Below are 23215 nucleotides of genomic sequence, written 5' to 3'. Positions count from 1 at the left end.
AGTGGAGCGACATAGTAGTTTCATTTTATACTTAAAAAAATTTCACCCCGATGGGGTTTTACTATAAGATTCAGAAATAGCTATAAATATTACGTCCCGCTGGGACTAAACCTAAGATTCAAAAAAAGAGACATTTTACGATGTCTCTTTTTTATATTAAATATAATGCTCCATCAACATAGCCAATGTTTTCAACCATTGGGACGCAATCTAAATCGTCACACACCATGTCCCCGTGGTTGAAACCACGGGCTATGTTTCAAATAATTACACAAAAAAAAGAGACGCAAATTGTGTCTCTTTTTTGTTTTGATAGTATCTAAATTCATTAAGCATTTGCAACTCTAGGTTCCAAAATTTTATCCAGAGTAATCGGTAAATCTCGCACACGTTTTCCTGTCGCATTAAAAACAGCATTTGCAATTGCAGGCGCCATTCCAACTAAAGCTGTTTCTCCAAGACCTTTTGTTCCCATCGGATTACTGATTGGATCTTTTTTATTGACGAAAAATACTTCCTGTTTTTCAATATCTGCATTTACCGGAACATGATAATCGGCAAAATTATTATTAATCGGACGGCCAAAACGATGATCGATTTCCAATGCTTCCATCAATCCCATTCCGATTCCGCCAACCGCTCCTCCGTACATTTGTCCCGCAGAAGTTTTCTGGTTGATTACGGTTCCGATATCAGCACACGAAACCACATGCGCTAATCTTATTTTTCCTAAATTCGGATTCACCAAAACCTTTACAAAATGAACTGAAAACGAATAAATAGAATATTTTTTTGCTTCTTCAGTAGCTTTAGATACGTTTTCCACTTCAAAATTTTCCAGTTTATTGGCTGATAATAACGAGGCTAAAGAAACTGATTTTAAATTGTCTTTTTTAGATGTTACTACCCCATTGGCGAAAGCCAAATCGGTAATCGCCATTCCTTTAAAGGTTGAAGTTTCAACAGCCAAACCTAAAATTTTACTCACTAATAAATTACAGGCATCATGAACGGCAGATCCTACAGATGATGTTGTAGCAGATCCTCCCTGTGTTGGTCCTTTCGGAAGTCCGCTTTTTCCCATTTCGATTACTACATTTTCACTTGGCAAACCGGTGATTTCAGCTCCAATTGCCGTCATCATCGTTGCGGTTCCCGGTCCCATATCGTTTACACTGCACTGCAAAACTAAATTTCCATCGGCTAAGAATTTTGCTTTTACAGAAGTTGGACTTCTGTAACAGCCGAATGTTCCGGTTCCCATTCCGTAACCCACTAGCCACTCGCCTTCTTTTACGGAACCTGGTTTATTTTTACGGTTTTTCCAGCCAATACGTTCCATTCCGCCTTCGTAACATTCTAATAAATATTTACTGCTCCACGGTTTATTTTGTTCTAAATCTTTTTCGGCATAATTTAGTTTTCGGAACTCAATTGGATCCATATCTAATTTATGGGCCAATTCGTCCATCGCGCTTTCTAAGGCAAAAGAACCAGTCGCTTCTCCTGGACCACGCATCCAGATTGGCGTACACGTATCTAATTTTACAATTCGATATCGCGTTGAAACATTATCGCAATTGTAAATAAATCGCGACATGTTTACCGTTCCTTCCATGAAATCTTCATAACTCGACGTCATGGCTACGGCTTCATGAGTTAAGCCAGTCAATTTACCATCTTTCGTAGCACCTAAACCCATTTTTTGAATGGTATAAGGTCTAAAACCAACATTGGTAAACATTTGCTCTCTGTGAAGCACTAATTTAACCGGACGATTTAATTTCTTTGATCCGATAAGCGCTGCAATTTCGTAAGGCCAGGTATGCAATCCCATTCCGAAAGCACCTCCAAGATATTCTGAATTTACCGAAACATCTTCTGGCGGAATTCCAAATACGCCACCAATGCTTCTTCTAGTTCCTTCAACTCCCTGACTTTTCGTATAAACCGTTGGTTTGTTTCCATCCCATTTGGCAATAATATTCGCCAATTCCATCGGATTATGAACTTCAGTCGGAATTGTATATTCTTCTTCTAAAACAACAGCGGCATTTTTATAATTATCCTGAACACCGCGGTGATAATCATCACCTTTATCGGTCTCTACTTTTTTCTCTTTATCCTTTGCTTTCTGAAGATCCGTGATATGCTCTTCTTTGATATATTCCGCTTTAATTAAACTTGCAGCATATTGCATACGTTCAAAAGTATCTGCAATTACCATCGCAATGGGCTGATCGTAATACAGAACCGTATCGTCTTTAAAAACCTGAAGCGGTTGTCCAAAATTGTGAGGATCTTTTGCTTTTGCATATCCAGAAGGTTTATCCACATTTAAATGCGAAATAACCACCAAAACTCCTGGTGCCCATTCGGCTTTTTTAGTATCTATGCTTTTAATTCTTCCTTTTGCAATCGTACTTCCTACCAAGCAGGCATACACAACACCATCCGTTTTATATTCGGCTGAATAAGTAGCAGAACCTGTTACTTTAGCAAATCCATCTACTCTATTTATATTACTTGTCTTGCTCATAATTCAAATTATTTAGATGATGCTATCGTTAATGCTTCTACAATGGCGTTCGGTCCTAGAGTTAATTTAAAATCGTTATCTCCGTAACCTCTTGCTCCTTTCATTGCCAAATCGGCCGCTTGTCTGAAAATGGTTTCTGAAACTGTTTTTCCTTTTAGAAATTCCTCAACTTCAGTAAGGCGCCATGGTTTATGTGCCACACCACCCATAGCAAGTCTCACATCATTGATTGTATTGTTTTGAATATCTAAGGCCGCCGCAACAGAAACCAATGCGAATGCATAACTGCTTCGGTCACGAACCTTTAAATAATGTACATTTTTAGTGAAGTTGTTATTCGGAATTTCAACTGAAGTTATCAATTCTTTATTTTGAAGTGTATTGTCTTTTTCCGGAGTATTTCCGGGAAGGCGATGAAAATCAGTAAATTTAATTTCTCTCTTCCCTTTTGGTCCTTCAACCTGAACTGTTGCATCAAGTGCAGCCAGTGCCACACACATATCACTTGGATGAACGGCAATACAGCTATCTGATGCGCCAAAAATAGCATGCATTCTGTTTGAACCGCCAATAGCTCCACAACCACTTTTTGGAACACGTTTATTGCAAGGCATATCGGTATTATAAAAATAGGAACAACGCGTACGCTGCAGCATATTTCCGCCAACCGTGGCCATATGTCTAATTTGCTGAGAGGCTCCGGCCGTTAAAGCCATTGCTAACAAAGGATGTTTTTCTATTATTGCTTTATCTTCGGCAACCTGACTGTTCTTAGCCAAGGCACCAATAGATGTTTTTCCGGTAAGGAATTCAATCTTTTTTAAATCTAATGCGGTAATGTCTACCAATTTGTCAGGAGCGACAACGTTCTTTTTCATTAAATCGACAAGGTTGGTACCTCCGGCAATAAACATGGCTTCTTTTTCTTTAGCAATACTTATTACAGCCGACTTTGATGATAATGCTCTTATGATTTGGAAGTTCTTCATGATGACATCCCTCCTTCCTTAACTTCGGTAATGGCATCGACAATATTGTGATACGCACCACAACGACAAATATTACCGCTCATATATTCTCTAATTTCTTCTCTGCTGTTTGCATGACCTTCTTTGATGCAGGCAATTCCTGACATGATTTGTCCGGGAGTACAATAGCCACATTGAAAACCATCATTTTTGATAAAGGCTTCCTGCATTGGGTGTAGTTTTTTTCCTTTTGAAAGTCCTTCGATGGTCGTTACCTGTGCATTTTGCTGCATGGATGCTAGTGTCAGGCAAGATAAAATTCTTGTACCATTGACATGTACGGTACACGCACCACATTGTCCGTGGTCACAACCTTTTTTTGTTCCGGTTAAGTGTAATTGCTCACGCAATAAATCCAGTAAAGTGGTACGAGGTTCTACATTGAGATTTTGTTTTACTCCGTTCACTTCTATTGAAAGCGGAACCGTTTCAAGGTATCCAGCGATTTTTTCATCCCATTTATTTTCAGAGGCCATCACCAATGAAGGCGGCGCCAAAGCAAGAGCGGTAAACAATCCTGACTTTTTTAGAAAGTCCCGACGAGATGCATTCGATTCATCTTCTATCAATTTGTCTTTGGTTGATTTTTTGGCAGCCATACCTGGTATTTTTAAGTTAGAAAAAATCAAAAATGTTATTCCTAACAAATTTAACAATCCTACGCGATAAATACTTATAAAATTCACACAAACCTGTAATTTATTTAAGTACTAAATAAGAGAATTATTTAAATTACAAAATTGTATTTTTACATCACTAAGAATTTATTATGCCTCAATTACCCATTATATATTTAGATAATAACGCCACAACGCTTCTTGACGAAAGAGTGCTCGATGTGATGCTTCCTTATTTTACAGATTTTTATGCTAATGCAAGCAGTAGTCATTTAGCCGGATTAGAAATTCAGGAAGCTGTCGAAAATGCCGCCTGGCAAACCGCTCAATTAATTGGTGCCAAAGAAGAGGAAATCATCTTTACTTCCGGAGCAACAGAATCAATTAATTTAGCCCTTAAAGGATTGGCAAATCAAAACAAAAAACATATTGTAACGGTTGCAACAGAACACAAAGCTGTTCTGGAAACTTGCCGTTATATGGAGAGCATTGGCTTTGAGGTTACCTACTTACCCGTTGCTTCAGACGGGATTTTAGATATTAATCTCTTAAATGAGGTAATAACAACTAAAACACTGATTGTCATTATAATGATTACCAATAATGAAACAGGTGTCATTCAGGATATTGCCGAAATATCAAAAATTATTCATGCCAAGAATTCGCTATTTTTATGTGATGCAACTCAGGCAATTGGAAAGATTTCTATTGATGTAAAAAAACTTGGAATTGATCTTCTGGCACTTTCTGCACACAAATTTTATGGGCCTAAAGGTGTTGGCGCTTTATATATTTCGGCTAAAGCCAAAATAAAATTAACCCCCTTAATCAACGGAGGAAACCAACAAAGAAAATTACGTAGCGGAACTTTAAATGTACCCGGAATTATTGGCTTAGGTAGAGCATCCGAAATAGCTGTTTTAGAAATAGATAACGATAATAATAGAATTAAACTATTGAGAGATCAGCTAGAAAATGATCTCTTAAAAATTGAAGGATCATTCGTAAATGGAAATAAACAGAACCGAATTTGTAATACTACTAACATTTGTTTTCCCGGCGTTAATTCCGAGAAGCTTATTTTAGCTTTGCAAAATATTTCAGTCTCCAATGGATCATCATGTTCGTCTGTAACTTCGCAACCTTCGCATGTATTAAAAGCTTTAGGTTTATCAGATCAAGATGCTTTGAGTTCGATCCGTTTTAGTTTAGGGAGATTTACAACTGAAGAAGAAATTGAGGAAACAATTGAAAGAGTAACTGCTTTGATCGCTCAACTTCGATAATGCCAATCTATGCCATGCCACGAAGGCACTAAGACACGAAGATTTTTTTTACTCTGATCAACTGATTTTAAGACTCAAAGCTTTTCTACAAATTACTATAAATAAAAACTTTGTGTCTTAGTGCCTTCGCGGCAAAACCCTACAATTCAGAAATAAGCTTATTATAATCCTCTTCTGTATCAATATCAATATTGCCTTTTTCAAATGAAATTGAAGCTGTATCCTCTAAAAATCGATTAATGATTTTTTTGGCTCCCTCCTGTCCTTGCAAGGCTGCTAATTCACTAAAGTATTTTTTATTAAAAAGCACTGGCGTTCCTAATGTTCCGGAATAGGCGGAGGCCGTAATTCCTTTGCCTGTTTTGGAATGTTCCTGAATTAAATTCTCAAAAACCAAACTGGAAACATAAGGTTGATCACATACGGCAAAAATGCAATTTTCACAATCCGGATACAAGCACAATAATGCACTGAGACCGTTTACGATTGAAGATGACATTCCCGATTCCCAATCCGGATTAAAACATATTTTTATTCTTGAGGGATCCAGTTCTTCTTCTATCAATTGATTATTTGAACCAGTTACGACTATGATAACAACATCTGGTACTAAAAAAGCTTCTGCAATTGTATTTTTTAAAAGAGTAGAATCTTTGTATCCTAATAATTGTTTTGGTTGTCCTAATCTTGAAGAGTTTCCTGCCGCTAAAATTATAATGCCCGTCATCACCTTTTAATTTAGATTACTACTTTTGAATCGTGTATTTTGTGTGTTTTATATTTTAGAGAAGTTCCTGTTCTTCCGCTCATAACTGCTTTAATTTCCGAAATGATAGATAGCGCAATTTCTTCTGAAGTTTCTGCTCCAATATCAAGTCCGATTGGCCCGTAAATTCGATCCAATTGTTCTTCTGTCAAACTTATTCCTTCAGCGTGTAAATCATCCAGCATTCGGTTTAACTTTGATTTTGGTCCCAGAATTCCAATGTATTTACAATCTCTTTTTAAAAGTAATTTTAAGATCGCTAAATCATATTTGTAATCATGCGTCATTAAAACAAAATAAGTCTGATCATCGATCTCAATAGTATCAAGAAATTCTTCTGACTTTACAACAACTGTTTGTCTGGCTTCAGGAAAACGTTTTGTAGTAGCATGCGTCGCTCTGCCATCACCAATAGTTACTTCCCAACCTAACAAAGAGGCCATATTTACCAGTGGCTGGACATCATTTCCTGCACCGGCAACTACAAGCGCAATAACTGGTTCGATACATTCAATCAGAGCTTCATTTTCATTATCATCCTGCATTTTTTTTATGAGGGTCGTTTTAGTTTCAAGTGCCTTTTTTACATCTGGAATACTATTTATGGCGATATCATTATTATGCAAAATATCCGAATCCTGTCTGTAAAATAAAACGGTACCTGTTTGTGGTGCATTTCGTTTAAGAGAAAAAATAGTTTCAATTATTGCGGGTTTCCGCTCTGTTTCTAATTGCTGTAAAAGCTGTATCGGGTTATTAATCATCTCCGCATTAATATATTCAAAAAGAATATGAACGATTCCGTTGCAGCCTAATTGTAACCCAACCTCGCTATCATTTTCACTAGTGGTATTATAAGTAATTAATTTATTTTGCTGCTGATGGATCGCCAGTAACGCTTTTCGTAAAGCATCGCCTTCTAAACAGCCACCGCTTATGGCACCAGTCAGATTTCCATCTTCAGTAACCAACATGCGAGCGCCAGGCTGACGGTAAGACGATCCTTCGACTTTTACGACAGTGGCCAAAGCAGTCTTTTTTCCAGCTTTTTTTGCTTCTGAATAGGCTTTTAGAATTTCATTAATTTCCTTCATAGTAATAACGGTTACTAACAAAAGTAGATAATTATTTTTTTGATGAAGATTTAAATGATTAAAAGTAGTAACTCAAAAAAAGTTTTTTTTCGAAATGTGCTTTCTGACGTTTCTGTAATATGCAATACCCTAATATTCAATTTTATTTTCCTGAAAAAATAATTTATATGATCAAGTTTTGTATTTTTATTAAAGCAAAGTTTATTTAATACCTAACTTAAAAATAAATAATATGGGAAAATTTGTAATTACTAAAAGAGCCAACGGCGAATTCCAATTCAATTTAAAAGCAGGAAATGGACAAACAATTTTAACTAGCGAAGGCTATACTACAAAAGCGGCTTGCCTTAACGGAATCGAATCAGTAAAAACCAATTCGCAAGACGACAGCAAATTTGACAAAAAAGAATCAAGCAACGGAAAACCATATTTCAATTTAAAAGCCAGTAATGGTCAAATTATTGGTGCAAGCGAAATGTATGAAAGTACAGCTGCCAGAGATAACGGAGTTGAATCAGTAAAAACAAATGCCCCGGACGCAACTACAGACGATCAAACGGCTTAAAAAACTGTTTTATCATATATAAAAAAGGCTGTTTCTTAAATCGAAACAGCCTTTTTATTTTTATCTAAAACTCTTATAAAATTATTTTATTGCATTTATCCCGGTATGTGTTGGAGTTACCTGTTTAATGCTTCCATCGGCATTGAACTCTAATTTATCGATACAGACTTCACGATGAAAACCGCCAGCGTCTCCCATTTTTATTCCGGTTGGATAAGAGAAACGATGGTAAGTAATATACCATTCATCTTTATTCGGAATTTGTAAAACCGAATTATGTCCCGTTGCATAAATTCCCTGATCTGAAATTCCCTGAATTACAATATTGTTTTTAGGAATTTCAATTGGCCCCAAAGGCGATTTTGATGTTCCGTATCTTACTTTATAATTTGGACTTCTGGTGTCGTCTTCACTCCATAAAAAATAATAGATTCCTTTTCTGTGAATAACATATGTCCCTTCTCTAAAAGTGTTATCAACCTTAATTATTTTGGTGCTTCCCTCTTTTACCGAAATCATGTCGGCATTTAATTCGGCTACAGCCATATAACCATTCCCCCAATACAAATAGCTTTTTCCTGTTTTAGGATCTGTAAAAACATCGGGATCAATTTCCTGGCCTCCTTTTACTTCTGCTGGTCTTGTGCTTACCAACGCTTTTCCACTGTCTGTAAAAGGTCCGTTTGGATTGTCTGATGATGCTACCCCAATTTTTTGAGCAGCCGTGAAGTAATAAAAATACTTGTACTTCCTTTTGATTTTTTTCTCTACAATACAAGGCGCCCAGGCATTTCTGTTCGCCCAGCTTACATCTTTTCTAAGATCAACTATAATTCCTTCGTCTTTCCAGTCCGTCAAATTATCTGAAGAGAAAGTCTTGAAATAATTTCCTGACCAGCCATCAAAACCATCGCTTGTTGGATAGATGTAGTATTTTTTTGTTTTGTTTGAATATAAAATTTCAGGATCAGCGTAATATCCTTCTAAAACCGGATTATTATTTATTTTTGGAAATTTTGCCGGAGTTCCCCATTTTGCAGTCAGTCTTTTCAACTCAGATCTTGTAATAGGCAAAATGGTTCCGTGACGCGGATTAAAATCCATTGAAATATCATTATCAATTACGATAAAATTCTCTAAGTCTTTACTTTTTGTAAACTGATATCTTCCTTTGGTATAAACATCATACATCAAGATATAATCATCCGAATTATTTAATTTGAAAACACTCGAACCTTCAACTCCGTCTTTCGTCTGTTGCAGATAATTATCATTTTCTGTCCATTTTCCGGAAGTTAAATCGGTTGTTGTGGCTACTTTTATTCCGGCTTTTTCTGTTTCTGTTTTATAGAAAAGGTGATAAACTCCGTCTTTTTCAATAATGTCTCCGTCAATACAAGCTCTTTCTGATTTTGGAACAAATAACAATTTTGGAGCACTTTCTAAACCGGTAAAATCTTTATTGGCATAAGCGTAATAAATTTTATCCGGACCTCCCGCATATTGCAAACTAAAGTAAATCAAATACTTTCCTGCTTTTGCGTCGTAAATGGTTTGCGGTGCCCAAACTCTTTTTAAGTTTTCGTTTCCGGGAAAAGTAGTTTGAATATTTACACTGCTGCTTTTCCAATTAACTAAATCAGTACTTTTTAGCAAAACCATTGCACGATTGCTGTCCCAGCCTTTTGAAGACGTCATATCTGTCAAGACCATATAGAAAGTTTTACCATCGTCACCACGCAAAATATGCGGATCACGAACACCTCCAGTTGAACTGATGGCTTTGCTATCAATAACTGGTTTGTTATTATTTAAATGATAATAATGATAACCATCAGCGCTTATGGCATATCTCACAGCTTCTTCTTTAACCGAATTTCCGGTGAAGTAAACAAACAAATAAGCCGTTAAATCCTTTTCTGCAATTACAGGCGGAATTCCCTTTTCCTTGTTATTTTGAGCTTGTAAAAAATTAAAAATGCTTAAAAATAATACAAGGCTAAAATGTATTTTCTTCATTATTTTTTACCTTTTAATTGATACAGAACGGAGCTATGAGGTTTTAATTCTGCGGAAATAGCTGCAGAAGAAACTTTTGATTTCTCACCGGTCCACATATTTAAAACAGCTGTATTTCCATAAATTCCCAAATCAGAAAGATTCACCGAAATATTTTCTGAAGCTGTATCTGAAATATTAATCAACGCCAGATAGACACTTCCGTCTTTAGGATTCTTTGAAGTCACGGCAATTTTTCCGTCTTTCTGAAAAAGCTGTTTTACATCCGTACTTTCATTGTGCATTTTTACAACATCATTATTGGTTAATAAGGATAAGGTAAAAGCATCGTTGCTTGGCAAATCTCCACCAAAAAACAAAGGAGATTTAAAAATATTAAAGAACGTAATTAACGTATACTGTTCGTCTTTTGTTAAGCGTGTCATTCGGTCTTCGCCACGTTCTCCCCTAACAGAAATACGTCCTAACGGAATCATATCGCAGTCTGGCCATGTTCCCGGAGCGATATGCGGATACCATTGTTCGCTTACCTTCATTAAATGGGTAATATGAGGCCAGGTATCCCAAACATCATCAACCATGCGCCACATATTGGCATGCTCTTTTACGTGTGGTGCCGCCGTTATAGGCGTTTCTCCTGGTGAAGTACTTAAGACGATTTTGCGTCCGCATTTATCGATCGCGTTTCTAATTAAGTTGATTTCGCCTTCGTGATACGGTCTTGATAAATCATCTATTTTGATAAAATCAACGCCCCAACTTGCATAAAGCTCAAATATAGAATCGTAATATTCCTGTGCTCCCGGTTTGTCTGCCAAAATTGTATAATTGTCTTTTAGCCACTCGCATTGCAGTGCGGTCGTATAAATTTGATCTGCCGTGATTCCGTTTGCGCCTTTGATTGGCATTTTATCTTCCACCGCTTTTTTCGGAATTCCGCGCATAATATGGATTCCGAATTTTAATCCTTGCTTATGGATATAATCTGCTAAAGGTTTGAAACCTTGTTCGTCTTTTGCTGAAGGAAAACGATTTACGGCTGGCAAATATCTTCCGTATTGATCGATTACATATCGTGGATCTGTTTGATTATACCCTCCTGCTTTATCATTTTCTACAAACCATCTGATGTCGACAACAATATATTCCCAACCGAATTTTTTCAGGTTTTTTGCCATATAATCGGCATTGGCTTTTACTTCGTGTTCTTCTACTGTTGGTCCGTAGCAATCCCAACTATTCCAACCCATCGGTGGTGTTTGTGCCCATTGTTTGAACTCTTCTTTTTTAAAAACTTTTGTTTGGGCATTCGAAGAAATGGATACGAAAACCAACCCCAAAATAAACGGAACTATATATTTTTTTTTCATTTTAATTTTAATAAGTGTTAATACTACACTTCAAATATAATAAACTTTTCGTCAGTAAATACAATTAACCTGTCGGCTAACCAAAACGCTGACAGGTTAATTGACCATTTAAAAAAACTAACTAATATTTTCAATTTCGATCAGCTCCACCGGAGCAACATGTTTATAGCGAATAATAACCGATTACGGGATCAAGCTCCGGCGGAGCGATATGTAAAAATACTATTTAGGTTTCACCCCGATGGGGTTCTTTTGCATAGATTTCTATTTTTCTATAAACATGTTGTTCCGCTGGAACTAACTCTCTTTAACGACGCACTTTGTCTTTTTCAGCCACAGATTAACTGATTAAAATGGTTTAATCTGCATTTCTAATTAAGCTCCGGAGGAGCGATATATTTATAGAAAACAATAACCGGTTCGTATAAAGCTCCGGAGGAGCGATATGTAAAAACGATCTCAAGATTTCACCCCGATGGGGTTCTTTCGTATAGATTTCTAATTTTTCTATAAACATGTCGTTCCGCTGGAACTAACTCTCTTTAACGACGCACTTTGTCTTTTTTAGCCACAGATTAACTGATTCTAAATGATTTAATCTGCACTTCTAATTAAGCTCCGGAGGAGCAACATATTTATAAAAAATAATTAGCGGTTCGTATAAAGCTCCGGAGGAGCGATATGTAAAAACACTATTTAGGTTTCACCCCGATGGGGCTCTTTCGCATAGATTTTTATTTTTCTATAAACATGTCGATCCCCTGGAACTAAATCTCTTTAACGACGCACTTTGTCTTTTTCAGCCACAGATTAACTGATTCTAAATGATTTAATCTGCACTTCTAATTAAGCTCCGGAGGAGCGATATATTTATAGAAAACAATAACCGGTTCGTATAAAGCTCCGGAGGAGCGATATGTAAAAACACTATTTAGGTTTCACCCCGATGGGGCTCTTTCGCATAGATTTTTATTTTTCTATAAACATGTCGTTCCGCTGGAACTAACTCTCTTTAACGACGCACTTTGTCTTTTTCAGCCACAGATTAACTGATTCTAAATGATTTAATCTGCATTTCTAATTAAGCTCCAGCGGAGCAACATATTTATAGCCAATAATAACCAGTTACGGGATAAAGCTCCAGCGGAGCGATATGTAAACGCAATTCAGATTTCACCCCGATGGGGTTCTTTCGCCTAATTTTTTTTTCTATAAACATGTCATTCCGCTGGAACTTCAAACTAATTAGATCTTACTTCTTTCTTCTAACATCTTACTTCTTACTTCACATTCACAGTAACCTCAACTGGTTTTAACCATTGACTTGTAAATGTAACTTTAATTGGCTGAGACGATTCTCCTGTTGCCTGCACATAAGCGGCGATATGCCCGTGGAATACGCGCTGAACATTATCTGTATAATCTGTCATGTCGCTGTTATTTCCCGCTTCAAGTCCTAATAAAGTTCCCGGACCAGTAATTGTACACGTAACTTCATTATCAGAAAGCATTACTGGAAGTCCGTTTTGATCTTTAACCTGAACCATTATTTTAGCTACACCTTTTTCTTTTGCAATTGTGATATTAGTGTCTGCAATAGTCAATTCAACTGGCTGTTGTGTTGAAGTGATAGCAAATCTGCTTACTTCTTTATCATTTTTATCTAAGCCAATTGCTTCTAATTTTCCTGAAGCAAATGGAATATCCCAATAAATAATTCCTGTTTTTTCGTCATAAGCTTTTGCTTCACCAACCACTTTTCCGTTTAATTCTAAACGTGCTTTTGCAGCATTTGTATAACACACAACACGAATTTTTTCACCTTGAGCGTAATTCCAAATCGCCCATGCATCTTTAGAAACGTCTTTAGTATCTTTTAAAGGATAAGTTCCTATATACGCCATTGGTTTATCTGACCATAATGACTGACGGAAATACCCCCTTGGTTTGATAACTCCTGCAAAATCAACTAATCCAGAATAAAATCCTCTTGAAGGCCATCTTCCTGATTCTCCTAGATAATCAATACCTGTCCAAAGAAATTGTCCAAAAATATGCTTGTTGTTTTTTACCGCAAGCCAAGGTTCCATATCGTGAACATTTTCGCTACCAAAAATTACTCTGTTTGGGTATTTTTCATGATCTGATTTATATTTGCTTTCTGTATAGTTATATCCTGTAATATCTAAAGCTCCCGGATATTCTGTTTCATTAGACATTGCAACACCTGCTAAACCTGCAGTTGTTGGACGGGATTTATCATATTTTTTTACCGCTGCAACCAAACGTTTTGCAATTACTCCAAGACGCATTGCATCTGGAGCATCTTTTTTATAACCTCCGTAAGCAGCTTGCCCAAAACCATCTTTTCCTTTATCTAAAACTGGATGAGAATAAGGATCATTTGGATAATCTACTTCATTACCAATACTCCATGCAAAAACGGAAAGATGGTTTCTGTCACGACGCACAAAATCTTCTAAATCTTTTTCTCCATAATCTGCAAAAATATCAAACGAACCTTCGAATCCCGGAGTTCCGTAATTCCAGCCTTCTAACCATTTACGTTTTGGGAATTCCCATTCGTCATAAGCTTCGTTCAATACTAAAATCCCTAATTCATCACACAATTCATAAAAAACTGGCGCTTGCGGATTATGACTTGTACGAATGGCATTTACACCAATTTCTTTTAATGTTTTTAATCTGGTTTCCCAAACTTCGCGGGGTACTGCCGAACCTAAAACTCCTGCATCGTGGTGTAGACAAACACCTTTCATTTTCATCCATGTTCCGTTTAATGCAAAACCATTATTTGGATCGAAAGTGAAAGTTCTGAAACCTGTTTTGGTAACCGTTTGATCTATTTGTTTTCCGTCTTTAAAAACCGTTGTTTTAAGCTGATATAAATTTGGATGGTCTAAATCCCATAATTGAGGATTTTTCACATTCATTTTAGCTGAAACTTTTCCGCTTTTGTTCGCTGCGACATCAATTTTAGCTGTTGCTTTGGCTACTGATTTTCCGTCTTTTGAAATTAATTCGTTAATAACAGTTAAAGTTGATTTTGCAGAAGATCCGTTCTCAACATCTACCTCAACATTTAAAGTTCCGTTTCCTTTTTTCACTTCAGGATACGCATAAACACCCCATTGTGCAATATGAACCGGATTTGCATAGACTACCCAAACATTTCTGTAAATTCCTGAACCGGTATACCATCTTGAGTCGGCACTTTGACTGTGATCCACACGAACTGAAATTGTATTTTCTCCGCCGTATTTTACGAATTGAGTTGCATCATAAGCGAACGAAATATATCCGTTTGGACGTTTTCCTAAAGAATGTCCGTTGATAAAAACTTCACTTCTGTTGTAAACACCTTCAAAATACAAATACACTTTTTCGCCTGATTTGCTCTGCGGAATATTAATTGATTTTCTATACCAGGCAATTCCACCCGGTAAATAACCTGTACAACTTGCCAGCGTTGGACTTAACTGCCCTTTTACACTCCAGTCGTGCGGTACATTTACCGACTGCCATTTGCTGTCGTCAAAAGTGGTATTTTTTGCATCTGAAATATCCTGAAGATTAAACTTCCAGTTGTCATTAATTTTATTCGAATCTCCAAACGAAATCTGGCTGAATGCCGAGACGCACGAAAAGAGTAAAACAGGTAATAAGCTCTTTTTTGTAAACATTTTTTTCTAAGGTTCTAAGTTGCTAAGATTCTAAGGTTCTAAGCTTTTTTAATTAATTTTCTTTTTTTTCAGGTTTGGGTTTCAGGTTTCAGGTTCTTTGCGGTAACTTGAAACTTGAAACCTGAAACTTGAAACTTTTTTAATATTCTAATTCCCCAACAAACGTTACGACTGATCTTGCGGGGATTTCCAGATTATCAATTTTCTGATTATTGGCTCTTTTTAAATTGGAGTTTTCAGAAGTTATATAAGGTGTAACTTCATTATTTTTAAATGTTCCTTTTGACAAATCAAACTTGTATTTTTGAGATGATTTTCCGCAGTTTACCGCAACAACAATCAGTTTTTTGTTTGCTGTATCTTTGTAAGCGGTCAACATAACATCATTTGCTGCATCAACTTCGTTTTGATTTGGAACATCAATTCTCAACATTCCGGGACGCACAAACAAAGAGTAGTTTCCTAAAGCCCAAAGCAGTTTTGAATCATGAAATTCACCGTCGTTTCTAACATAATCCGGTGCTGTTCCTCCGTTGCTTTTTCCGTCATCCAGATAAATCAATCCGTCTTTGTAATCCACTCGGGTAATAGAAGTCCACCATTGCCATGAAGCAGCATTGGCAACAGCAATATCATTGTGAATCAAACGCGCCACGAATAACGCGGTCTGCATTCCTAAATCTCTTCCTCCTCCTGATCCGCCAGGTATTTCGGCTTCACCCGGATTTTCTAAAATACAGTATTCAGACTGCCAATACTTCAAGCCCGGATTTTGTTTCACATTTGCAGCGATCAATTTTCGGCTTAAAACTTGTTTGTCAATTGGCCAGGTTGTGAAATAACTGTGTCCTAAAATGACATTTTTAACGTTTGGAAGCTTCGCAATATTTGTTTTTGTTTTTCCGAAGAAATAGTCAATCTGATTGTCACGGTTTTCATTATTTACATTTTCATATAAATAATTGATTTGTGCAGCTTCGGCAATTACAATCTCTGTACTCATTTTTTGAGCTTTTAATTTATCTGAAAGTGATTTGGTTAAATCATAAATTTCCTGATTGGTTGCCGGAGTTCCTTCCTGACTGTTGGTGTCGCCATGTTTTGGCATCCATTCCCACTGCGGTTCGTTTATCGGACTAACGTAATCGAATTTTATCCCTTCTTTTTTCTCCAACCCCAGAATACTTTGAACTAAGAAATCGGCAAATTTTGGAATTGCACCATCTTTTAGATTCAGTTTATTCTTTTGAGTTGCAAAAGATAATCCGTTGTTAGTCATATAAACTGGCGGACTGTTGGTGAAGATCAGGAATTTTTCAACACCTCGTTTTTTGGCGGCCTGCAAAAACCATCTTTGCCCTTCTTGTTTAGAGAAATCATAAGATCCATCAGCTTGTAAAAAAGATTCGCTTCTTCTCCATTCGTCTGACACTTTACTTTTTTCTCCTTGTTCGGTACTTCCCGCTCCCAGATTGAATCTCCAGATCGAAAGACCAATTCCTTTTGGATTTCCCTGTGCATCAATTTCTTTGCTAAAAAGTAAATCGGCAATGGCATTCTTTTTCTGTTCTGGCCATTTCCCCACAAACTGGCATCTCCAGGCATCAGAGCCTCCAAAACCATCCATGGTTTGTACAACATTATCAGTGCTTATAGTTACGGTTCGCTGCCCGTAAGATAGCGAACTCATTACCAATAAAAGCGAGATATATATTTTTCTCATTTTCTTATTCTATATGATTGACCCAATCTTGTCATTCCGACGGAGGAGGACACGAGCGATAGCGAACTGGCGAAGCAATCCCCGTAAGTAACTCCGCAATCTTTGTCGACAGTCTTTGTCGAGCTGCTTGCGGGGATTCCTCGTTCCTCGGAATGACATAAATTGCGCTTAAACTATATTTTATTTAGTCTTTCTACTTATAACTCCCTACATAAGTCACAATCGACTTGGCAGGAATTACAAAATTAGAAGCATCAACAGCTACACCTTTTTTCAAACTTAAAGTTTCAGAAGTTGTATAAGGCGTCAATTTATTGTCTGCCAAAGCTCCTCCTGCAAGGTTTAATTTGTAGGCTTTCGCCGATTTGCCAATGTTAACTGCAACAACAACTAATTTCTTTGTTGCCGCATCTTTGTACGCCGTTACCATTACATCATTCACGGAAGTGGCATTATCGATAGTTGGAATTTGAACTCTTACCATTCCCGGTTTTACGAAAAAGGAGAAATTTCCTAATGCCCAAAGTGTTTTTGAATCTCTAATGTATCCGTCGTTTTTACAGTAATTTGAATCTCCGGCTCCATTGCTTGCATTATCATCCACATGAATTAATCCGTCTTTGTAATCTCCACGGCTAATTGCTGTCCACCATTGCCATGAAGTAACACCTCCAACAGCAATATCTGTACTGATAATACGGGCAGTCCAAAGTGCTAATGACATTCCCAAATCTCTTCCTGCACCTCCACCTCCTGGTAATTCTGATGTTCCCGGGTTTTCTAAAACACAATATTCTGAAGACCATAAACTAACTCCGCCAGTTGACTGAATTCTTGAAGCTGCCTGTTGTCTTGATGAAACCAATTCACTCAAAGGCCAAGCCTGCCAGTAACTATGTCCGGAAATGGTTTTCTTTACATTCGATAATCCTGATATTTTTTTAGCAGAATTTGCTCCAAAGAAATAATCAATCTGATTGGATCTACTTTCTTTTCCTGAAACTGTTTTATATAAAGATTCATAAGATCCGGCTTCTCCAACAACGATTTGCGCCGTAAGTCCTTTAGATTCTAATTTTGGAGACAATACATTTACAAAACTGTAAATATTAGTATTTGTAGCCGGAGAACCTTCTTGTCCTGAACCATCCCACTCGTATTGCGGTTCATTAAACGGACTTACATAATCGATTGTTAAACCGTGTTCTGTTTTTAATTTATCTAATGAAGTAGCCCAAAAATCAGCCAACTCTGGCATTTTTCCTTCTTTCAAATTATAAAATTCTTTGATACTTGCATGCGCTTTTCCGTTTTGAGTAAGGTAAACGGGTGCGCTATTAGTAAAAGCTAATAATTTCTCTACTCCACGCTCTTTTGCCGCTTTCATAAACCAAACCTGACCGGCTTGTTTGTTCATGTCGTAAGCAACTCCATTTGTTGTAAAACATTCTGTGCGTCTCCACTCATCTGTAATATCGCTGGCATCACCTTGTTCTGCGCTTCCTGCTCCCAAGTTAAAACGCCATAGTGATAATCCGATCCCTTTTGGATTTCCGTCAGCATCTAATTCTCTGCTGAAAAGCAAATCAGCCATTTTGTTTCTTTTATCAGAAGGCCAATTCTTTCCGATAAAATTACATTGCCAGGCATCAGAAGCACCAAAACTTTCCATTGTCTGAAGATTCATATCCAGATTTACGCTTAATTCGGCAATAGAATTTTCAGAACCTGAATCATCCGATTTTTCAGAGTCGCAACTAACGAACAAAGCATTAGCGAAAAGCAAGCCTGCACATAGCAGACTTACTTTTTTGTTATTTATAATTCTCATTAGTAACCAGGATTTTGTTTGATTAATCCTCCACTTAAATCAATTTCCATTTGAGGAATTGGCCACAATAAATTTTTAGCCGGATTAAAGTTGATTCCTTTATCCTGAGGTTCTCTCAAGTTTGTAGTTTCGTAAGGATCTGTAGAATTTAAGTTGTATTGAACGAAAGTTCCGTTTGGTCCCATCAAAGTTTCGATAACTCGTTTTCCTGTAGTTGGGTCTTTTTCACGACGAATATCGTACAAACGCAATCCTTCAAAAGCCAACTCTAAACGACGCTCTTTGTAAATTTGTTTCAATAAATTTGGTCCAGCCAGACCTGTTTTTGGTTCTAATTTTACACGCGCTCTGATAATGTTAATATCTCCTAATGCATCTCCGGTTGTATGGAAGCTTGCTTCAGCTCTTGTCAGATACATTTCAGCCAGACGAATCAATGGAACATTCAATGGCAAGTGCCCGTCTTTATTATCTAAAGCACGACGTGTTGCGATCGGAATATAATATTTACGGCAGATACGTCCTGATTTATTATCATTAAGACTGAATTTATGTGTTGGATTCAAAACCTCATCTCCATAAGCTGCTTCTCCCCATTTTGTAATCGTACTTCTACGACGGATAACATCATTTTCAGAAAGATAAGCATTTTCTAAATCGCTGGTTGGCATACACCATCCCCAACCGTCCAAAACATCTCCGGCGTCATTACTTGGGAAATATTTTTTGTCTTCACCTCTCGCTCCTGCCAATGTTGGTAATGCGGAACCTAAACTTTTGTTCTGTACATCAGAAGATTGTGCTTCTAGAATTGACTCAACACCATTGTGATTATTAACATTCCAAATGTTTAGAAAATCAGTTTCTAATGAATAAGGGCCTTCCGTAATTACTTTGTTTGAATATTGTTTGGCTTCTGCCCATTTTTCCTGAAATAAAGAAACACGAGCCAATAAAGCATAAGCAGCCCATTTGTTTATTCTTCCGCTTCTGTTTACCGGAATAGTTTCCAATTTAGCAGCAGACTCTTTTAGATCCGCTTCAATCTGAGCATAAACCGCTTCAGCAGAACTGCGTTCTAATTTTAAATCAGTAGTTCCTAATGATGTTGTGTAAAGTGGAACCCCTCCGAAAAGATTGACTAATTCATAATAGCAATAGGCGCGAACAAATAATGATTCTCCCATATATTGATTCTTTTGAGACTCAGAAATTGGAGCCAAAGCCATTTTCTCCAGACCAATATTTGCCGATTGAATGGTATAGAAATGCGCTGTATAACTACTATTCATATCTCCCATATTATCCGGCGAGATGATGTATTGTGATGACGGTCTGTGTGCACTGTTGTCCTGACCAGTGTTACCCATCCAGGCGTCATCAGTCGACATTTCGTTGGTAACTCTTGGCGCTACCAAAACCCACCAATCATTAGTGATTAACAATCTGCGTGTTAATTCGTTTGTATAATTCTCGCATTCCTGTGCTGTTTGAAAATAGTTTTCTAAGGTTTGCTTTCCTCTTTCGTCTTTTTCAATAAAATCAGAGCAGGAAACTGCAACTGCAGCTAAAGCTATTATGGATAAAAATATTTTTTTCATGTTCGTTTTTTATTAAAATGCTACATTAAGCCCCATCAAAATTGTTGGCTGTACCGGATAGTTCCATCCTCCAAAACCTGATCCTTTTACTGCGTCTCCCTGATTAGGATCACCACCTGCAACTTCCGGATCAACTCCTGTGTATTTTGTCCATGTCCATAAATTTTGACCTGATAAAGAAATTCTAAGTTTATCTAATCCGAATTTATTATAGAATGAAAATCCTAATTGTAAGTTTTTCATACGTACATAAGAACCATCTTCTACGTATAAAGAAGAGAATTTAGTGTAGTTCTCATTGTTGTCATCTTTAGATAAACGAGGAACAGAATTAGAAGTTCCTTCTCCGTGCCATGCCATTTGATCTAATCCCGCTACTTTGTTGGTTAAACTTGCACCATTGTATAAATCTGAAATGTTTGTATTTACGATATCATTTCCAATACTAGAATAAAAATTAGCAACCAAATCAAATTGTTTGTAGGCAAAATTCAAATTCAATCCGATGTTGTAATCAGCCCAGGGAGAACCAATTTTTGTACGGTCTTTGTCGTCTAATTTTCCGTCACCATTTACATCCTTAAACCGAACATCTCCTTCTTTTGCATAAGGCTGTAATTTAGTTCCGTGCTCGTCAGTATGAGAATTTAATTCTGTTTGATTTTGGAATAAACCATCGGCTACATATCCGTAGAAATATCCTGGCTCCTCACCTTTAACAGTCAAAGTTCTGTTAGCAGCTCCGTACAATTTTTCGCTATCAGATGATAAAGACAACATTTCAACATCTACCGTTGTAAAAGTTACATCTGCACCATAAGTGAAATCGCCTTTTTTATCTTTATAAGAAATCAATAAATCAATACCGCTGGATTGCATAGAACCTACGTTTGTCCAGATTGTTGCATTACTTGGGAATCCGCTGTAAGCTGGAAATTGCTTCAGAAATAACATATCTTCTGTTTTTTTTCTATAATATTCTAATGATCCTGAAAGCTTGTTTTTCCACAATCCGAAATCAATTCCAAAACTCATATCTTCAACAGTTTCCCATTTGATATCTTTATTTGCCATAGAATCAGGAAATGAAGTATCGCCAATCACATCTCCGATAGGATAAAATCCTTGCCCGATGTTGGACTGATAAACTGCTGTTGGTAATCCTTGGTTACCTACTTTTCCCCAACCTGCTCTGAATCTAAGATCACTTAAAACATCTTTGGTTGATTCCATAAATCCTTCGTTCATAATTCTCCATGAAACTGAAGCCGATGGGAAATTTGCCCATTTGTTGTTTGTCATAAATTTAGAAGAACCGTCACGTCTGAAAGTTCCCGTGAAATAGTACTTATTGTCGTAGTTATAAGAAAAACGAGAAATATAAGACATCAATGAACTTGACCAGCTATTACCTTTACTATCGCGGTTTTTAGTTGCAGCATTTACCTCTCTCATTAAATCAGAGTTATTAGGCACACCTTCTCCGTAACCCCAAACATCATTACCATTGTATTCCTCCATAGTATTACCAACCATTAAAGAAGCATTATGTTTTTCTGCAAATGTTCTGGAATAGGTAACTGTATTTTGCCATGTCCAGTCTACATTTGTTGTAGCCCATCTTTCGACTTTATTGATTTCCTCTTTTTCGTGTGCTGCATCAATGATGAAATCGGGTCTGAACCTGCTTCTTACTTTGTCACCTACTTCTATAGAAGCCTGTGTACGAATTACTAACCCTTTGATTGGCGCGTATTGCAAATAACCATTTGTATTTAAGTTATACTGATCTGTATAATCATCATATCTTTTTACAGCTGCAACCGGATTCCATACATACGAAGGCGAACGTGCATAAATACTGTATTCGTTTTCATCTCCTGTTAATTGGTCTGCTGGTTTGTAAATTGGCGTAATTGGATCAATTTTATCAAAATCGGCCCAGTTTCCAGGCTGACCGTAAGTTTCATAACGTGGGTTTAAAGTAATTCCCGCTGAGAATTTATCTGAGAATTTAAAATCATTGGCGATTCTTAAAGTAATTCTTTCCCAGCCTCCTACTTCATAAATAGACTCTGCATCATAATAGTTCATGCTAATTGCATAAGTATGTTTTTCAGAACCACCACTAACTCCCAAAGAAGCATTGACTACAGGTGCACCGCCTCTAATTCCGGCTTTCCACCAATCTGTTGTTTTTCCTCTGTATTGAGAAGGATTTGGCAAATAATCTGCATATCCCGAATTGTTGTATGCTTTATTCATAATCGTTGCATAACCTACAGCATCGGCCATATTATAAGGGTTATTCATGATTTGCATTCCTGAGCTTGTATCAAAGTTGAATCTTGTTTTACCAACTTTACCTTTTTTAGTTGTAATCAGGATAACTCCGTTAGAAGCACGAGAACCGTAAATTGCACTTGCAGAAGCATCTTTCAAAACCTCCATAGATTCAATCTCATTATTACTTAAGAAATTGATGCTTGTTCCCATCGGAATACCATCTACCACATAAAGCGGATCTGTACTTAAATTTACTGTAGAAATACCACGAATCAATACTCTTGGCTGTGCACCCGGACCTCCTTGTCCTGTAACCTGAACTCCAGAAACTTTTCCCTGTAAAGATTCTGCAACGTTACCAACCGTCATTGTTTGAAGTTCTTTTCCTTTAATAGAAGAAATCGAACTTGTTACATCGCTCTTTTTTACCGCGGCGTAACCAACAACTACAATTTCATCTAGTGCCTGGCTTGATTCTTCCAATACAACATCAAAAGATGTTTTATCGCCAACTAAAATTGTTTTGTTAGAAAAACCAACAAATGAGAATTCGATTTGAGCATTTTTATTAGGTACACTAATGCTGAAGTTTCCATCAAAATCTGTTGCCGCAGTAGTAGCTGTTCCTTTCACCACTATATTCACTCCCGGAATTGGTACGGCGCCCTTGTCCTTAACGCTACCTGTTACTTTTATTTGTCCAAATGACGCAGCTGTGCACATAAGGGCTATAAAAAACCATATATATTTAAATTTCATATTAAGCTGTTTTATTAATTAAATGTT

14 protein-coding genes are annotated in these 23215 nt (G+C 37.0%); 2 read left to right on the top strand and 12 right to left on the bottom strand.

The genetic code is table 11. From position 1 onward, the window contains the following. Positions 1 to 328: 328 nt before the first annotated feature. The 3 genes from BUA98_RS14745 to BUA98_RS14735 are packed head-to-tail and all read right to left on the bottom strand — an operon-like array spanning position 329 to position 4166. Entirely contained in the window at positions 329 to 2539 is a 2211-nt protein-coding gene (locus tag BUA98_RS14745; RefSeq protein WP_072973758.1) for a xanthine dehydrogenase family protein molybdopterin-binding subunit, read from the bottom strand. A gap of 8 nt (positions 2540 to 2547) precedes the next feature. Next, positions 2548 to 3528, bottom strand: coding sequence for an FAD binding domain-containing protein (locus tag BUA98_RS14740; RefSeq protein ID WP_072973757.1), 981 nt, complete (start codon positions 3526 to 3528; stop codon positions 2548 to 2550). Then, positions 3525 to 4166 carry a (2Fe-2S)-binding protein gene (locus BUA98_RS14735; RefSeq protein ID WP_072974105.1) on the bottom strand — a complete coding sequence of 214 codons (642 nt, stop codon included), beginning with the start codon at positions 4164 to 4166 and terminating at the stop codon, positions 3525 to 3527. Before BUA98_RS14735 ends, BUA98_RS14740 begins: the two co-directional genes overlap by 4 nt. Positions 4167 to 4336: 170 nt before the next feature. Here BUA98_RS14735 and BUA98_RS14730 point away from each other — a divergent pair, with 170 nt between their 5' ends. Further along, positions 4337 to 5470 (top strand): cysteine desulfurase family protein, encoded by a 1134-nt coding sequence (locus BUA98_RS14730; protein WP_072973754.1) that lies wholly within the window; start codon positions 4337 to 4339, stop codon positions 5468 to 5470. A gap of 139 nt (positions 5471 to 5609) precedes the next feature. Here the strand turns inward: BUA98_RS14730 and BUA98_RS14725 are convergent, their stop codons facing one another. Then, positions 5610 to 6197, bottom strand: a complete 588-nt coding sequence (locus tag BUA98_RS14725) for a nucleotidyltransferase family protein (RefSeq protein ID WP_072973750.1) — start codon at positions 6195 to 6197, stop codon at positions 5610 to 5612. An 11-nt stretch (positions 6198 to 6208) separates the two neighbouring features. Beyond that, positions 6209 to 7330, bottom strand: coding sequence for an XdhC family protein (locus BUA98_RS14720; protein WP_072973749.1), 1122 nt, complete (start codon positions 7328 to 7330; stop codon positions 6209 to 6211). A gap of 232 nt (positions 7331 to 7562) precedes the next feature. Between BUA98_RS14720 and BUA98_RS14715 the strand changes: the two genes are divergently transcribed. Continuing rightward, complete coding sequence (locus BUA98_RS14715; RefSeq protein WP_072973748.1) at positions 7563 to 7895, top strand: YegP family protein; 333 nt, start codon at positions 7563 to 7565, stop codon at positions 7893 to 7895. 81 nt (positions 7896 to 7976) lie between these two features. Here BUA98_RS14715 and BUA98_RS14710 read toward each other — a convergent pair whose 3' ends face one another. The 7 genes from BUA98_RS14710 to BUA98_RS14675 all read right to left on the bottom strand — a co-directional run bounded on the left by BUA98_RS14710 (position 7977) and on the right by BUA98_RS14675 (position 23188). Further along, positions 7977 to 9914: a glycoside hydrolase family 43 protein gene (locus BUA98_RS14710; RefSeq protein ID WP_072973747.1), complete on the bottom strand. Its 1938-nt coding sequence runs from the start codon at positions 9912 to 9914 to the stop codon at positions 7977 to 7979. After that, positions 9914 to 11284: a glycoside hydrolase family 27 protein gene (locus BUA98_RS14705; protein WP_072973744.1), complete on the bottom strand. Its 1371-nt coding sequence runs from the start codon at positions 11282 to 11284 to the stop codon at positions 9914 to 9916. The genes BUA98_RS14710 and BUA98_RS14705 overlap by 1 nt, the downstream gene beginning before the upstream one ends. 1280 nt (positions 11285 to 12564) lie before the next feature. Beyond that, entirely contained in the window at positions 12565 to 14988 is a 2424-nt protein-coding gene (locus BUA98_RS14695; RefSeq protein ID WP_072973742.1) for a glycoside hydrolase family 2 TIM barrel-domain containing protein, read from the bottom strand. A gap of 139 nt (positions 14989 to 15127) precedes the next feature. Next, positions 15128 to 16711: a glycoside hydrolase gene (locus tag BUA98_RS14690; RefSeq protein ID WP_072973741.1), complete on the bottom strand. Its 1584-nt coding sequence runs from the start codon at positions 16709 to 16711 to the stop codon at positions 15128 to 15130. A 193-nt stretch (positions 16712 to 16904) separates the two neighbouring features. Beyond that, entirely contained in the window at positions 16905 to 18542 is a 1638-nt protein-coding gene (locus BUA98_RS14685) for a glycoside hydrolase (protein ID WP_086065333.1), read from the bottom strand. Then, positions 18542 to 20143 carry a RagB/SusD family nutrient uptake outer membrane protein gene (locus BUA98_RS14680; RefSeq protein ID WP_072973740.1) on the bottom strand — a complete coding sequence of 534 codons (1602 nt, stop codon included), beginning with the start codon at positions 20141 to 20143 and terminating at the stop codon, positions 18542 to 18544. The genes BUA98_RS14685 and BUA98_RS14680 overlap by 1 nt, the downstream gene beginning before the upstream one ends. A gap of 12 nt (positions 20144 to 20155) precedes the next feature. After that, the gene (locus tag BUA98_RS14675; protein WP_072973739.1) at positions 20156 to 23188 is read right to left on the bottom strand and encodes a SusC/RagA family TonB-linked outer membrane protein; all 3033 of its coding nucleotides are present in this window, start codon (positions 23186 to 23188) and stop codon (positions 20156 to 20158) included. Positions 23189 to 23215: the final 27 nt, after the last annotated feature.

Origin of the sequence: Flavobacterium saccharophilum (genome assembly GCF_900142735.1) — a bacterium.
Taxonomy (GTDB): domain Bacteria; phylum Bacteroidota; class Bacteroidia; order Flavobacteriales; family Flavobacteriaceae; genus Flavobacterium; species Flavobacterium saccharophilum.
The sequence above is the reverse complement of the archived record's forward strand: the minus strand, read 5'-3'. Positions and strand labels throughout refer to the sequence as shown.